This window comes from Bacteroides cutis, from assembly GCF_900241005.1.
GTDB classification, from domain to species: Bacteria; Bacteroidota; Bacteroidia; order Bacteroidales; family Bacteroidaceae; genus Bacteroides; species Bacteroides cutis.
Genome location: NZ_OEST01000002.1, coordinates 274,896 through 290,746, shown reverse-complemented (window position 1 = coordinate 290,746; position 15,851 = coordinate 274,896). Strand labels below are relative to the sequence as shown.

The window sequence follows — 15,851 nt, the reverse complement described above, 5'->3', positions numbered from 1 at the left end:
AAACTTAGCTACGTTATACAAGCATGCCACATGGTAATTCTTAATTCTTCATATCTCCTTCCCTTTCCTTTCCCTCTCGGTAAACACGTACCATTTCAAGAATACTATCCCCGTACTTCTCTACCCCTTTCTTTCCAAAATAGGGAATACGGACGAGTGCCTTTTTGTCTGATGGTAAAAGATTACTTATGCCGAGAAGAGCTTTCTGCTGAATAACGATATAAACAGGCACCCCCAATCGGGTAGCTTCCGTATTTCTCCACACAATTAGTCGCCTGTATAGTTCCGGGTGCAAAAGATCCGAAGGTATCTCAATTGCAGTAGCCCGTTGCCTACTTTCACGAACTTTATTCTTTTGCCCTTTCTCTCCTTTCTTCTGGCTGTCCTTATCTGATAAAATTATTTCTTTACCTTTTGTTTTCTCTTTAACAGATGTATCATCAATCGAAAGTACCGCTTTCTGCTTCAAATACTCATTGACATGGAAACCATTCCGGATAACAAACTCCAACAAGTTTTCCTTCAGCAGATAAACATCCGTCAGTTCCTTATCCGCTTCTTTCAATTTCTTTTTCAAGTCTTTATTGTCTGTAACAAGTCCCCCCTTACTTATAATCATATTCAGCGGCTTCAATTGCTCCTTAAAGTATTGCGCTCCCAGATGAATACGCTCTTGTAGTGTTTTGTCCGAAGCATAATCATTCACAGCATCTATCAGCCGATTATATTGCAAACTGAATTTCTGGGCTACCTTAATCACTTTTACATGAAAACGTTCCACCTCCTCTTTATAGATTACCAACTGCTTCGGATAAAGCTTGTACAAATGCTCATCCACCAGTCTGACATATCGTTTTAAGGCCAATTCTAACGGCAAGAAATCGAACAAGCCGGATAATAATTCATGGAAATAAGCCTGTTGCAACGAATGGAACCGCTTCTCATCCGGTGTACTCCTGCGTGCAGTCTCAGTAAAAACATCGACTGCATGATCGCTGATAACGGTCTTTGTAGAGAGCGGGGCACTCAGTACCAGTCCTTCCAGAGTTTTGCAACGGCTCAATGCTACATAAGTTTGTCCATGTGCAAAAGATAAGCTGGCATCAATGATGGCACGTTCGAACGTTAAACCCTGACTCTTGTGTATTGTGATTGCCCATGCCAGTTTTAAAGGGAATTGCTGGAACGTGCCTTCGATATCTTCCGTAATCTCTTTAGTTTCCTCATCAAGCACATATTTGGCGTTCGTCCATTCTTCCTCTTGGAGCGAGAAAGTTTCACCACTATCCTTACTGCGTACCGCGATATTATCTGAAGACACTTCGGTCACTATCCCAATCATACCATTATAATAGCGATGCTCACCCGAAGAATCATTTTTTACAAACATCACCTGAGCACCTTTTTTCAATTCAAGTACCTCATCTGTAGGATAAGAATATTCAGGAAACTTTCCGTCAACTGTAGCACGAAAAGTATAAGTATGACCTGGTAACTGTTCCAACTCATAGTCGTTGATGCGCTGTGCCTGATAATTATGGGTAACAAGTCGGATATAACCTTCCTCTTTCCGAGGAACAAAACCCGCTATATAACGCCGATTCAATGTATCCAGTACTTGTACATCGCAGCGGTTTTCACGAATACGGTTCAGTAATTCGAGAAAAGTCCCATCACTTTGCCGATAAACAGTTTTCAATTCGATGGTACAATATTCCGTTTGCCTTAATACCTGGCTAGAGAAGAAATAGGGAGTATCATAATAAGACTTCAACATCTGCCATTCCTCATCCTTCACTACAGGAGCCAACTGCTGGAGATCACCAATCATCAACAGTTGTACACCACCAAACGGTTTATGGTGGTCACGGAAACGACGAAGTATACCATCTACCGCATCCAGCAAATCAGCACGTACCATACTGATTTCATCAATCACAAGTAAGTCTATGCTGCGTATAATGTTAAGCTTTTCTTTACTAAAACGATAACGATAGGATACTTTGCTATTTGCACTGAACGAACTTTCGGGCACAAAAGGAGCAAATGGTAACTGAAAAAAAGAATGAATAGTTACACCACCCGCATTAATCGCCGCAATCCCTGTAGGTGCAAGGACTACCATCCGTTTAGGACTTTCACTTTTCAGTTTCCGTAGAAAGGTTGTTTTTCCGGTACCGGCCTTACCGGTCAAAAATAGATGAGTACCTGTGTTTTCTACAAATTGCCATGCAAGCGCTATTTCAGGGTTTTGATCCATTACTATCCAGATTATTTACAATTTGTAAAGGTAACACTTTTATCCAGATAAAAAAGAATATGCCGTAAGCAAAAAATTAGAAGATTATTATTGAAACACAAATAAACACAGATTTCCTCAGATTATAAAATGCACTATTTTAAAAATAAAATTCTTTACGAAAATCTGCATTTATTCGCATTTCAATGAACTCCCTGTTGATATTATTTCAAGCTTCCCCCAATAATATCTAGCAACTCATTCGTGATAGCTTGCTGACGACTCTTATTATACTGCTTCGTCAAGTCCTGAATCAACTCATTCGCATTGTCCGTTGCCGTCTGCATGGCAAGTGTACGAGCAGCATGTTCAGAAGCGTTAGAGTCCAACAAAACCGTATAAAGTTTTTGACTTAACACCTTGGGAAGAAGACCAGCTATCAACTCAGGAACAGAAGGCTCTACAATATAGTCATTGTTGAAACTACGCATCTCCGAAACAGCTTCATTAGCTTCTTCTGTTACTTTTTTTAAGTCAATAGGCAGATATTCATCTCTTGTCAGTACTTGTGAACCCATAGATTTGAAATGATGATAAATCAGTTCCACCTTATCTACGCGTTTCTCTAAAAAATCATTCATCAGCGAACCGGCAAGTTCATAAGCCTGCACGTACGAAGGTTTATCCGCCATAATTTGATAACTACCTTGCGGCGTATATCCCATCTTTTTCACAGCATCTTCCACCTTCCTACCCACAGGATAAATCATGATATTCTCCTGCCCTAACGATTTATAATCATTCACCGTTTTTTCCAACATCTTCGCCACGTTGGAATTAAAAGCGCCACAGAGCGAAGTATTGGACGAAAACACGACTATCGCCACCTTAGTCACAGAACGAACATCAGTATAGGGTGACTCGAATGTAGCATCCGTACGCAGAAAATTCATCAGGATTTCGTTCAGCTTCCGTTGATAAGGTAGCATATTTTCAATCCGCCCCTGTGCTTTATGCAATTTGGCAGATGCCACCATCTTCATCGCCGACGTAATCTGACGTGTACTCTTGACGGAGTTAATTCTATTTTTTACCTCTTTCAGTGAAGCCATTTCTATTTATGATTTAATTATTTACGATTTACGATTGGAAATACTCTTTTTTATAAGACTTATTCACTCTTTACAACCAAAAGCAACCTCAATCATAAACCGGTCAATTGCAAATTATGAAAATTGTTTCGCCACCGTTTCCGCTGTTTCCTCAATTTTCTTGCAAACTTCATCATCAATCACCCCCATCTTCAATACATTGAGCACATCTTCACAATGATTAATCTCAAGATATTCCAAGAAGCTACGTTCAAATTCACTAACTTTATCTAAAGGAACATTCTTCAACAAACCATGCGTACCACAATAAAGAATAGCAATCTGTTTTTCTACAGGAATTGGACTATATTGAGCTTGCACCAATAAACGGGTATTTTTCTGTCCTTTATCGATAGTCAACGCTGTCACAGGGTCCATATCACCGCTAAATTTGGTAAATGCTTCCAGCTCACGATACTGTGCCTGGTCTATTTTCAATGTACCCGCCACCTTCTTCATTGCCTTAATCTGAGCATTACCACCTACACGACTTACAGAGATACCTACATCAATAGCCGGACGATTACCCTGATTAAAGAGGTTTGTATCAAGGAATATCTGTCCGTCGGTAATAGAAATTACATTTGTGGGAATATACGCAGATACATCACCTGCCTGTGTCTCGATGATAGGCAATGCAGTCAACGAACCACCACCTTTTACTTTACCCTTCAGGCTTTCCGGCAAATCATTCATTTCACGAGCCACTTCTTCCTGATTAATAATCTTTGCTGCACGTTCAAGCAAACGAGAATGTAAGTAGAAGATATCACCCGGATAAGCTTCACGTCCCGAAGGACGACGTAAAATCAAAGATACTTCACGATAAGCTACTGCTTGTTTGGACAAATCATCATAAACCACCAGCGCATGGCGACCGGTATCACGAAAATATTCACCAATGGCAGCACCCGCAAACGGAGCATAATACTGCAAAGCGGCCGGATCACCAGCTGTAGCAGCTACAACAATTGTATAGTCCATAGCACCATATTCGCGCAACGTATTCACGATAGACGCCACCGTAGAACCTTTCTGCCCAATTGCAACATAAATACAATACACAGGATCTCCCACTTCAAAATTGGCACGCTGATTAATAATAGTATCAATAGCGATAGCAGTCTTCCCCGTCTGTCGGTCACCGATAATCAACTCACGTTGCCCACGCCCGATAGGAATCATGGCATCCACAGCTTTCAATCCCGTCTGCAACGGTTGATTTACCGGCTGGCGAAAAATAACTCCCGGCGCTTTCCGTTCCAACGGCATTTCACAAAGCTCACCACCTATCAGTCCCTTTCCGTCCAACGGTGCTCCCAGCGGATCGATAACACGTCCCAACATACCCTCACCTACCATGATAGAAGCAATACGTTTGGTACGTTTTACCACATACCCCTCTTTAATTTTATCCGTAGGTCCCAATAACACGGCACCTACATTGTCTTCCTCAAGATTCATTACAATGGCTTTAATACCGTTGTCGAATTCCAACAACTCGTTTGCTTCGGCATTGCGCAATCCATAGATACGAGCCACACCATCACTGACTTGCAGCACCGTACCGATTTCATCTAGTTGCACACGGGTATCAATCCCTTCCAACTGCTTACGGAGTATATCGGAAACTTCGCTTACTTTTATATTTCCAGACAACATTTTATTTACAATTTAATTATTTACGATTTACAATTGACATTACTCTTTTTTATCAGACCGATTCACTTTTTACAACCAAAACTTTAATTATAAATTGCAAATCTTCCAATCGTAAATCACACAATTCTTCTATTCTTATCAATGAACTGTTGTTTCACTTTTTTAAGCTGAGTAGCGATACTTGCATCCAGACGATAATCATTGATATCGAATACAAAACCACCTTCAATGGACGGATCTACTTCGGTTTGCAACTCCATTTCAGCATGCAGCAAATTAGAAGCACTATTTCTGATACGTTCCCAAACATCCCGGCTCACAGGCACAGCAGTTATCAACTTTGCTACACCAATATGCTTGTCATTGCGGTAAAGTTTCAGGAAGCTCAAAGCAATATACTGAAGAAAAGACTCGCGCTTGTTTTTCAACACCAAAGTAATGAAACGAATAAACTCACGTCCGGCAGGGGCATCCCCCACAGCAGCGGTACAAATGAGCGTAAACTTCTCTCGTATCGTTAAAATGGGATTATCCAATGCTTCACGCAGGTCAGGATGTTTTTCGAAGCTTCTCGTCAACATACGCATTTCAGCGTACATTATATCTTCTGTCCCCATACTCTTGACATACTCCATAAGTGCTTTTGCATATCGCATCGAAACAATTCCTATATCCACTTTTGTAATGTTTAATGATGAATGTTTAATTATTCTCCTTTGCTGTCAGCATTTCATCCAGCATCCGGTCAATCATTTCCATCTGCTCATGCTTCTCATCCAGATTTTTACGAATTACCTTCTCTGCAATATCTACTGAAAGCACTGCTACTTGACGACGAATGTCGCGGATAGCTTCTTCCTTCTCCTGCTGTATCTGTTTTTTCACATCATCCAGTTCCTTCTGCGCAGCGACTTCCGCCTGTTTACGCGCTTCGACGATAATCTTGTCACGCTCGTGCATCGCCTCCCGCAGAATACGTCCCTGCTCTTTGTTTGCAGCAGCAATCAATGCCTCACTCTGCTCTTTCAATTTGGAGAGTTGGGCATTTGCTTCGCGTGCCACCTCCATGGATTGGTCTATGTAGGTCTTACGACCTTCCACCATCTTAGTGATGACGGGGAAACCGTATTTTGCCAACACAACAAACACCACACCAAATGAGAGGAGCATCCAGAACAACAAACCACTATCGGGTAATAACAATGACATAATTTTATGTTATAAGAAGAATACTAACAAACAAACGACAACTGCCAGCAAAGCAACACCTTCAATCAAGGCAGCGGCAATGATCATGTTCATACGGATATCTCCAGACGCTTCCGGTTGACGGGCAATAGCTTCCATGGCAGAGCCACCGATTTTACCAATACCCACACCAGCACCAATTACAGCTAAACCAGCACCCAGTGCTGCTCCCAACTTACTAACTCCAACACCTGCCGCAGCAGCTTGTAATAATACAGATAGTAACATAACTTTCAGATTTTAAATGATTATTTTTATTAATGTTTATATTCTCAATTATCACTTCATAATTTTATCATCTCTCATTACCTTCGCTCCCGCCTTTTCCTGATGTTCTTCCTGCGCCAATCCGATGAATACAGCTGACAACATTGTGAACACATATGCCTGGATAAATGCGACCAACAGTTCCAATGCATTCATAAAAATATTGAACAACACTGAGGCAACTGTCAATGTACCGTTTAAAGCAGGTCCCATACTAGCGGAAATAAAGATTAAACACGTAAGCACCAACATCGCCATATGTCCCGCCAGCATATTGGCGAAAAGACGAATCATCAAAGCAAACGGCTTAGTAAATATTCCAAAGAACTCAATGAACGGCATCATGGGTATGGGCACTTTCAACCACCAAGGCACATCCGGCCAAAAAATATCTTTCCAATAGGTTTTTGTTCCGAAAATATTTACGGCAAGGAAAGTACAAATAGCCAACACCATCGTGATAGCGATATTTCCCGTTACATTAGCACCACCCGGGAAGAATGGAACCAACCCCATCAAATTATTGATAAAAATAAAGAAAAATGCCGTCAACAAGTAGGGTGCAAACTTACGGTACTTAGGACCTACGCAACTCTTGATGATATCATCATTCACCATCATAATAAACATTTCCATAAATCCTACAAATCCACCGGGAGCTGCACTACCTTGCGGATGCTTACGATACCACTGAGCCACACTCAAGATGATGACAAGCAACAAAACACTATTGATAAGTAATGCCAACGTCACTTTTGTAATAGAAATATCTAAAGGTCTTACTTCATTTCCTACAGCATCATACTCCACCAGTTTTCCTTCATGCTTACTCCCCACAGGAGCCAGTGAAAAGCCTTCATAACTACCTCCATTTTCTTCAAGGCGTGAAGAAAGGAACACATGCCATCCCGAAGAACGACTATATAAAATCACAGGCAATGGAATAGTGATATGTGCTTTTCCCCAAGTCGTGATGTGCCACTCATATGAGTCACCGATATGTCCGAAAACAATTTCCTTCACGTCCACCGTATTTTCTTTTTCTTCGGCAGCCGTCACGTTATCATGCCGGGCAATGCTATCTAAGTCCGCTTTGAACTCTTCTATGGTAACAGGGATACTGTCAGCCCGCATCGGGACAGATAGTGACAATCCCAATGCCAACAGCACTCCGATCAGTATGTTACGCAATTGTTTCATTTTCTTTTTTCTTTTTCAATCTTCGGTTCGCTTCAAAGGTGAAGAAAAACCAGGTATCATAAGTCAAATATATCACATAATTCACGATAAACGTCAACAGAAATTCTTTAGCCTCCTTACGTACAATGATACAATAAATCAACATCACAATAATAGAGAGCAACATCCTCATGACCCGCATCAACAAGTAAATCTGTAACATCCGTTTCGGCATTCTATGGCGGCAATTCTCCACCATGCTAATCATAAATGCACCGAAAACAAAATAGTAAATTGGTATCAACGGATAACCACCAAAATAATGGTACGGAAAAATTGAAAAATATATCCATCCGCCTATCCCTCCTATCAATACCGTCAAAAGTGCTGTATGCAACAAGTAATTCCGTTTTGTAATACTAATAATCACGTCTATCCGATTTTATTTATAAATCAAAATAAAAGAAAAAATCAATCGATACAAACAGAAACCTTGTTACTGCTCATTTCAATAAAACCGCCTTTGATATCCAGTGTATGTTCTTCGTCATCAGGTGTCAGATATACTAATCTGCCTGCGACCAACGACGAGACCACGGGTGCATGCTGTGGCAAGATAGTAAACGAACCTATCGTTCCAGGCAATGTAACACTGTTTACTTCACCATTAAAGATTTCCTTGTCAGGCGATATAACATTCAAATGCAATTCTTTCATTCTCTTATTTTTTTGCTTGTTCCAACAACTTCTTACCCTTCTCGATAGCTTCATCAATCGTTCCGACATTCAAGAAAGCCGGTTCAGGCAAATAGTCTACTTCACCATCAAGAATCATCTTAAATCCTTTGATAGTATCCTCTATGGAAACCATAGTACCAGGAACACCCGTAAACTGCTCAGCAACAGCAAACGGCTGCGACAGAAAACGCTGTACACGGCGTGCACGGTTTACCAACGTACGGTCTGCGTCCGAAAGTTCTTCCATACCAAGAATGGAGATAATATCTTGCAATTCCTTGTTACGTTGCAAAATTTGCTTTACACGCTGTGCTACTTCATAATGTTCCTGTCCCACAATATGCGGATCAAGAATACGAGAGGTAGATTCCAACGGATCTACAGCAGGGTAGATACCAAGTTCAGTAATCTTACGGCTCAACACCGTTGTAGCATCCAAATGCGTAAAGGTAGTAGCAGGTGCAGGGTCAGTTAAATCATCAGCAGGTACGTACACGGCTTGCACGGAAGTAATGGAACCGTTACGAGTAGAAGTAATACGTTCCTGCATGGCACCCATCTCTGTGGCTAGCGTAGGCTGATAACCTACTGCCGATGGCATACGTCCCAACAATGCTGAAACCTCAGAACCTGCCTGGGTGAAACGGAAAATATTATCAATAAAAAACAAGATATCGCGTGGACCATTATTATCCGCTCCCATATCACGGAAAGATTCGGCAACCGTCAAACCAGACAATGCTACCGACTGACGTGCACCAGGAGGTTCATTCATCTGTCCGAAGATCAAGGATACCTGAGATTTCGCCACTTCATTATAATCTACCTTAGACAAATCCCAGTTACCTTCTTCCATGCTCTTTTTGAATTCTTCACCATAACGAATAACACCAGATTCAATCATTTCCCTCAGCAGATCATTACCTTCACGAGTACGCTCTCCTACTCCGGCAAACACTGAAAAGCCATTCAATTTCTTGGCAATATTATTGATAAGCTCCTGAATAAGCACAGTTTTTCCTACACCAGCACCACCAAATAAGCCTATTTTACCTCCTTTGCTATAAGGCTCCAGCAAGTCAATAACCTTAATACCTGTATACAAAACTTCCTGTACAGTGGTTAAATCTTCGAATTTAGGAGGTTCACGATGAATAGGATAAGCACCAGCACGATCCAACTCTTTCATTCCATCTATAGAGTCACCTACTACGTTCATCAAGCGTCCTTTTATCTGTTCTCCTATCGGCATAGTGATAGGCCCCCCTAATGGATAAACCTTCATACCTCTTTGCAAACCATCCGTACTATCCATAGCTACAGTACGCACAGTATTTTCACCAATGTGCTGTTGTACTTCTACAATTAATCTTTTACCATGACTTCTTTTTATTTCCAGTGCGTCGTGAATACTCGGCAGCATCAATTCTGTCTCCGTACCTTCAAAATAGACGTCTACAACAGGCCCGATAACCTGTGAAATATGTCCGACAATCTGTGACATAAGCAATCTTTTTATATTCAGTTTTTCTTAATTATTATCAGGTAAAGTTGTGAGTTGTCGCGTATTATCCTCAAATTAAGTTCAGCCCAGTCGCGTCGTTTCATCAAAACTCAATCTATGTTTATACGAATAACATTTACAGATGACTTTTGTTCATCCAAATGGTTACATAAACAACTTCGCAAATGTATAAACAAAACACGTCCTATTGTTCTCCTCTATAGCTTTTTTTCTATAAATTATACGATTTTGAACGATTAATATTACAATTAGAACAATTTGTTACAGAAAAGGTAACATTGGTTAACAGTTAGTAAGAGGTGGCTATTATCCAACCTCTTAAATAGATAACAAATAAAACAAAATAACAGATATCATTGTCTATATTATCTACTTCTACTCTACTATTTAATATGCTTGTCTGCATACTTTGTCATGTCAGGTATTTATAAAAAAATCACCATATAACAAACCTTATCATTATCTTTGTATTCCATAATCATATCACAAAATCTGAAATTAAAATGAAATACAAATCGTCTTCTCTACTATTGCTGTTCAGTCTCTGTACTGCTTGTGGAAACGGCAAGATACATTCCGGTACACAGACAGATATATTGTCTGATACTATTACTACATTTGTACTACCAGCTATTCCACCTATGTTGAATACTCCTGAACTTCGTGCAGATTATCTAGTACGCCATTACTGGGATCATGTGAATTTCGCAGATACAAACTACATACATCATCCAGAAATAACGGAACAAGCATGGGTAGACTATATTGACATACTGAAGATTGTTCCGGCAAAAAAGGCCGATACTGCTTTGAAAGAAGTATTTGTACAAGCTGAAAAAGAGAAGAAGTTTTATCTGTATATGACAGACTTAGCAAACAAGTACCTGTATGATCCCAATTCACCCATGCGGAATGAAGAATTATATATTTCTGTATTGGATGCAATGTTGGCTTCTCCTATCCTAAATAATACAGAGAAAATCCGTCCACAAGCCCGTCGGGAACTTGCACAGAAAAATCGCGTAGGTACTAAAGCTTTGAATTTCAGATATACTCTTGTATCAGGAAAGGAAGATAGCCTTTACGGAGTAAATGCTCTTTATACTCTATTATTCATTAACAATCCTGGATGCCACGCTTGTACCGAAACCATTGAAACCCTAAAACAAGCATCTGCCATTAACCAAGCCATTGCCCAGAAACAACTACAAATTCTTGCCATCTACCCAGATATAGATTTAGAGGAATGGCATAAGCATCTTTCCAACTTTCCTAAAGAGTGGATAAACGGATATGACAAAAAACAAGTGATAGAGACCCAACATCTTTATGACTTGAAAGCTATCCCGACTCTTTATCTATTGGATAAGAATAAAGTTGTAATACTGAAAGATGCAACGGTAATGGAAATTGATGATTTTTTAACCAGACAACAATTGAAACAGAATCCATTCATGATGGGCGAAAAAAAATAAGCCCTGTCTCGCGACAAGGCTTATTCACAACACAAACACAAAATAAAACACGACAAAACTACTATGCAATCTTACCTGTCTATGCCGGGGAGGCATACGTACCAATTACGGATATTCACATATACATAAACAGCTTCAGGCTGATTTGCACAATATAAACAAATGCGGGGATGCATTTGTTTATTTCTTATTTGTTAAAAAACACAAATTCAAAATTTACTTACTGAATACCTCTCTCACGAAGTTTCAACTGCCAATTCCATGCAGAACGTAAAGTATCTTCAATACCGACTTCTGCCTTCCACCCTAGCTCATTATTAGCCAGCTCGGGATCAGCCCACACCTTTACAATATCTCCGGCACGACGTCCTACAATCTGATAATTCAATTTCACACCTGTTGCTTTTTCAAAAGCATTAATCAATTCTAATACAGAAAGACCACGACCTGTACCAATATTGAATACTTCTACTTTTTCTTTTTGCTTCTTTTCAAGAATACGACGAATAGCCACGACATGTGCCTTTGCCAAATCAACTACATTGATGAAGTCGCGAATACAAGAACCATCAGGAGTATCGTAATCATCACCAAATACACTCAGTTTCTCACGAATACCGATAGCTGTTTGAGTGAGATAGGGTATCAAATTCTGTGGAACTCCGTTAGGCAACTCACCGAGTAATGCAGTAGGGTGTGCGCCAATCGGATTGAAATAACGCAACAAAATAGCATTGATAGGAGCACCAGAAGCAACGGTATCACGTACGATTTCTTCATTAATCTGCTTCGTATTACCGTAAGGAGATTCCGCTTTTTTAATAGGAGCTTTCTCTGTTACTGGAAGCTCATCAGGCTGACCATATACAGTACAGGAAGATGAAAATACGATACCTGTTACTCCATGCTTCGGCATCAACTCAAGCAAATTAATCAAAGAAACCAAGTTATTACGATAATAAAGCAATGGTTTTTGAACCGATTCACCTACAGCCTTGCTAGCAGCAAAATGGATAATTGCTTTAATACCTTTATATTTGGTAAACACAGCGTCAAGACCGGCAAAATCCAAACAATCCAACTTTTCAAATGCAGGACGGATACCCGATACTTTTTCAATGTTATCTACAACATCTGCGCTAGAGTTTGACAAATTATCAACAATAACAACTTCATAACCTGCGTTTTGAAGTTCTACTACAGTGTGTGAGCCAATATAACCGGTTCCACCAGTAACCAAAATCTTTTCTTTCATATAAATAGATAATTTAGCTTTATAGGTTATCTCTACGCCACAAATGTAAGGAAATAAATTCAGAATATACTCAATATAGAAGAAAAAATTAACTAAAAAGCGTAACTATATTACCGTGTGCGATAACTATGATTGTCCACTACAGAATATACAAAATCCTATAGAGATTTTTCTTTCACGGATACCATATAAAGAAAGAAACCTCTATAGGACTCTTATAAACTATAGTGAATTATTTCACCTTAAATTTTCACTACTCCCGAGAATCCCATAAATGCCATTGCCAGCAAACCTGCCGTAATCAAAGCGATAGGAGTTCCCTGCATACCCTTCGGAATACTGACAAGACTCATCTGTTCGCGCAAACCGGCAAACAATGTAAGTGCCAGACCAAACCCAAGAGCTGTAGAAAATGCATAAACCACACCTGTTAGCAAATCATAGTCTTTTTGAATAACAAGAATAGCAACACCAAGAATACAACAATTAGTTGTAATTAACGGCAAGAACACACCCAAAGCTTGGTATAAAGAAGGAGATACTTTCTTCAGGATGATTTCTACCATCTGTACCAATGCAGCAATCACCAGAATAAAAGTAATTGTCTGCAAATAACCTAAACCAAAAGCATCAAGTACATACTTCTGAATAAGGAATGTTACGATAGTAGCAATGGTGAGCACAAAAGCTACCGCAGCCGACATACCTAACGCTGTCTCTACTTTCTTGGATACGCCCAGAAACGGACAAATTCCCAAGAATTGCGACAATACGATGTTGTTTACAAAGATTGCCGAAATAAATATTAATATATATTCCATAATATCAATTACTAATTATGAATTACAAATTATGCTTTCTTGAAACTGTTGACCAGTGCAATGAGATATCCCAATGCGATAAATGCACCCGGTGCAAGGACAAACAACAACATACCATATTCTTCGGGAAGAAATGTTATGTTAAAGATTTTGCCTGTACCTAAAAACTCACGAACAGCTCCCAGCAATGTCAATGCGATAGTAAAGCCCAGTCCCATACCTAAACCATCAAAGAAGGAAGATACCGGATTGTTTTTGGCAGCGAATGCTTCGGCACGTCCCAATACGATACAGTTTACTACAATCAAGGGAATAAACAGCCCTAGAGTGGCATAAAGAGCAGGAACATATGCTTGCATAATCATTTGCAATAATGTTACGAAAGAAGCAATCACCACAATAAACGAAGGGATACGTACCATGTCAGGTATCAAATTCTTGATGGCTGAAATAACCACATTAGAGCAAATCAATACGAACATTGTCGCCAAGCCCATACCCATACCATTGACAGCAGAAGAGGTTGTACCCAACGTAGGACACATACCAAGCAGGAGCACAAACGTAGGATTTTCTTTGACAATCCCGTTCATCAATACTTTAAAATTATTCATATCTTCTACTCCTTTCTTATTTTACGCTGAGAGTATCTGCAACTTCAATTGTTGCAGTATCAGCAGGTTGTTCAACATTCTTCTGGGTAGCCCCGGTAGCACCATCAGCTGTATTCTGACCGGCATATGCGGCATATGCAATATTAACAGCATTCAGGAAAGCCCGAGATGTAATTGTAGAGGCTGTAATAGCATCTACTTTACCACCATCTTTACTTACAACCAATGGAGATTCACCCGGATTCAGCCCCGTAATATCCCCCTTGTTACCTTTCTTAAACCAATCAGCAGCTTTGGAACCAAGCCCCGGAGTTTCTGCATGTCCTAATAAGGAGTAGTCAATGATTTTACCTTCAGCATCAAAACCTACCAATACTTTCAGTTCACCACCGAATCCCATTGAAGTAGCTTCAACAGCAGCACCAATATACTGTCCTTCTTTTGTAGCAGGATATACGGCATATTCAACACCATTCACCTCTTGCATTTTCTTTTCAGCAATCGGGTCGTTATCAAAACCTGGTACCACTGCACTGACTGCATCACTCAATGTCTTTGCATTAGCCTGCGCAATAGGTTCCTTTGTCAGTTCATTAACATAAGCCAGTAATGCTACGGAAATAGCAGTAACCCCCGTAAGTACCAGCAACATATTCTTTAAGGATGATTCTAACTTTTTCATTTCTTCTTCGCTACCTCCCCAAAGCGTTTTGGTTTAAAATACGTGTTAATCAGCGGAGTGAACGCATTCATGATCAGAATAGCGAACGACATACCTTCGGGATATGCACCGAACAAACGGATTATCACCGTCAACAAACCGATGCAAACACCATAAATCAACATACCCTTATGGCTCATCGGTGAAGTGACATAGTCCGTAGCCATAAAAACGGCACCAAGCATCAGACCACCGGAAAGTAACTGCAATACCGGAGAAACATAGAGTTCGGGATTGACCAGATACATAATACCAGAGAAAATGAATACCGTAACCAGAATAGATACAGGGATATGCCAGGTTATGATTTTCTTCCATAACATATAAGCCAAACCCAGCAATAGAGCCAATGCACTGACTTCACCAAGACATCCGCCATTATTACCAATCAAAAGATCCAATGATGTAGGAAGATCACTCAATGAATACCCCGGAGCTCCACTGATAACCCCCTTCATAATGGCAAGAGGAGTAGCGGCCGTAGTAGCATCCGTATATGCAGTCAACTGACCGACGGCAGGCCAAGTCGTCATCTGCACCGGAAATGACAGCAACAGAAATACACGTCCTGCCAATGCTGGATTGAAAGGATTACAACCCAAACCACCGAATGACATCTTACCTACACCGATAGCAAACAAAGCACCAAGGATAATAATCCAAATAGGCAAATTAGAAGGTAAGTTGAATGCCAACAACACACCAGTAATGATGGCAGATCCGTCACAGATGGTTGTAGTTTGTTTTTTCATCAAAAATTTGCCAATAGCCCATTCAAAGAACAAGCAGGCAGCTACAGAAGTAGCTGTAACAATCAGTGCACCCAGTCCAAAAAAGTAAAGCGAAACGAGGAATGCCGGTATCAACGCAACGAGCACGCCGTACATATTCTTCTTCACGCTGTCTCCGCCATGAACGTGGGGCGAAAGGGATACGATTAATCTATTCATATTTCG

16 protein-coding genes are annotated in these 15,851 nt (G+C 40.2%); 1 reads left to right on the top strand and 15 read right to left on the bottom strand.

Annotated elements, in window-relative coordinates:
* Window positions 1-40 precede the first annotated feature (40 nt).
* From C1A09_RS05265 to atpD, 10 genes are all read right to left on the bottom strand, one after another.
* Complete coding sequence (locus tag C1A09_RS05265) at window positions 41-2,260, bottom strand: HRDC domain-containing protein (RefSeq protein ID WP_101542683.1); 2,220 nt, start codon at window positions 2,258-2,260, stop codon at window positions 41-43.
* A 203-nt stretch (window positions 2,261-2,463) separates the two neighbouring features.
* A complete protein-coding gene (locus tag C1A09_RS05260; protein ID WP_101542682.1) occupies window positions 2,464-3,351 on the bottom strand; it encodes a F0F1 ATP synthase subunit gamma in 888 nt (295 codons plus the stop codon).
* 114 nt (window positions 3,352-3,465) lie between these two features.
* Entirely contained in the window at window positions 3,466-5,049 is a 1,584-nt protein-coding gene (atpA, locus tag C1A09_RS05255; protein WP_101542981.1) for a F0F1 ATP synthase subunit alpha, read from the bottom strand.
* A gap of 119 nt (window positions 5,050-5,168) precedes the next feature.
* Window positions 5,169-5,729: a F0F1 ATP synthase subunit delta gene (locus tag C1A09_RS05250; RefSeq protein WP_101542681.1), complete on the bottom strand. Its 561-nt coding sequence runs from the start codon at window positions 5,727-5,729 to the stop codon at window positions 5,169-5,171.
* Window positions 5,730-5,754: 25 nt separating this feature from the next.
* Entirely contained in the window at window positions 5,755-6,261 is a 507-nt protein-coding gene (gene atpF, locus C1A09_RS05245) for a F0F1 ATP synthase subunit B (RefSeq protein ID WP_101542680.1), read from the bottom strand.
* A gap of 9 nt (window positions 6,262-6,270) precedes the next feature.
* Complete coding sequence (atpE, locus tag C1A09_RS05240; protein ID WP_004290887.1) at window positions 6,271-6,528, bottom strand: ATP synthase F0 subunit C; 258 nt, start codon at window positions 6,526-6,528, stop codon at window positions 6,271-6,273.
* A gap of 51 nt (window positions 6,529-6,579) precedes the next feature.
* Window positions 6,580-7,767, bottom strand: coding sequence for a F0F1 ATP synthase subunit A (gene atpB, locus C1A09_RS05235; RefSeq protein ID WP_101542679.1), 1,188 nt, complete (start codon window positions 7,765-7,767; stop codon window positions 6,580-6,582).
* The gene (locus C1A09_RS05230) at window positions 7,751-8,170 is read right to left on the bottom strand and encodes a hypothetical protein (RefSeq protein WP_101542980.1); all 420 of its coding nucleotides are present in this window, start codon (window positions 8,168-8,170) and stop codon (window positions 7,751-7,753) included. Before C1A09_RS05230 ends, atpB begins: the two co-directional genes overlap by 17 nt.
* Before the next feature lie 47 nt (window positions 8,171-8,217).
* Window positions 8,218-8,463 carry an ATP synthase F1 subunit epsilon gene (atpC, locus tag C1A09_RS05225; RefSeq protein ID WP_101542678.1) on the bottom strand — a complete coding sequence of 82 codons (246 nt, stop codon included), beginning with the start codon at window positions 8,461-8,463 and terminating at the stop codon, window positions 8,218-8,220.
* Window positions 8,464-8,467: 4 nt separating this feature from the next.
* Window positions 8,468-9,988, bottom strand: coding sequence for a F0F1 ATP synthase subunit beta (gene atpD, locus C1A09_RS05220; RefSeq protein ID WP_101542677.1), 1,521 nt, complete (start codon window positions 9,986-9,988; stop codon window positions 8,468-8,470).
* A gap of 524 nt (window positions 9,989-10,512) precedes the next feature.
* Here atpD and C1A09_RS05215 point away from each other — a divergent pair.
* Window positions 10,513-11,484, top strand: a complete 972-nt coding sequence (locus tag C1A09_RS05215; RefSeq protein WP_101542676.1) for a DUF5106 domain-containing protein — start codon at window positions 10,513-10,515, stop codon at window positions 11,482-11,484.
* Window positions 11,485-11,704: 220 nt separating this feature from the next.
* On the opposite strand, the gene galE is transcribed toward C1A09_RS05215, so the two are convergent.
* From galE to C1A09_RS05190, 5 genes are all read right to left on the bottom strand, one after another.
* Window positions 11,705-12,739, bottom strand: coding sequence for a UDP-glucose 4-epimerase GalE (gene galE, locus C1A09_RS05210; protein WP_101542675.1), 1,035 nt, complete (start codon window positions 12,737-12,739; stop codon window positions 11,705-11,707).
* Window positions 12,740-12,981: 242 nt separating this feature from the next.
* The gene (rsxA, locus tag C1A09_RS05205; protein WP_101542674.1) at window positions 12,982-13,560 is read right to left on the bottom strand and encodes an electron transport complex subunit RsxA; all 579 of its coding nucleotides are present in this window, start codon (window positions 13,558-13,560) and stop codon (window positions 12,982-12,984) included.
* A gap of 29 nt (window positions 13,561-13,589) precedes the next feature.
* Complete coding sequence (gene rsxE, locus C1A09_RS05200) at window positions 13,590-14,174, bottom strand: electron transport complex subunit RsxE (protein ID WP_101542673.1); 585 nt, start codon at window positions 14,172-14,174, stop codon at window positions 13,590-13,592.
* Window positions 14,175-14,190: 16 nt separating this feature from the next.
* Window positions 14,191-14,856, bottom strand: coding sequence for an RnfABCDGE type electron transport complex subunit G (locus C1A09_RS05195; protein ID WP_101542672.1), 666 nt, complete (start codon window positions 14,854-14,856; stop codon window positions 14,191-14,193).
* Entirely contained in the window at window positions 14,853-15,845 is a 993-nt protein-coding gene (locus C1A09_RS05190) for an RnfABCDGE type electron transport complex subunit D (RefSeq protein WP_101542671.1), read from the bottom strand. Before C1A09_RS05190 ends, C1A09_RS05195 begins: the two co-directional genes overlap by 4 nt.
* Window positions 15,846-15,851: the final 6 nt, after the last annotated feature.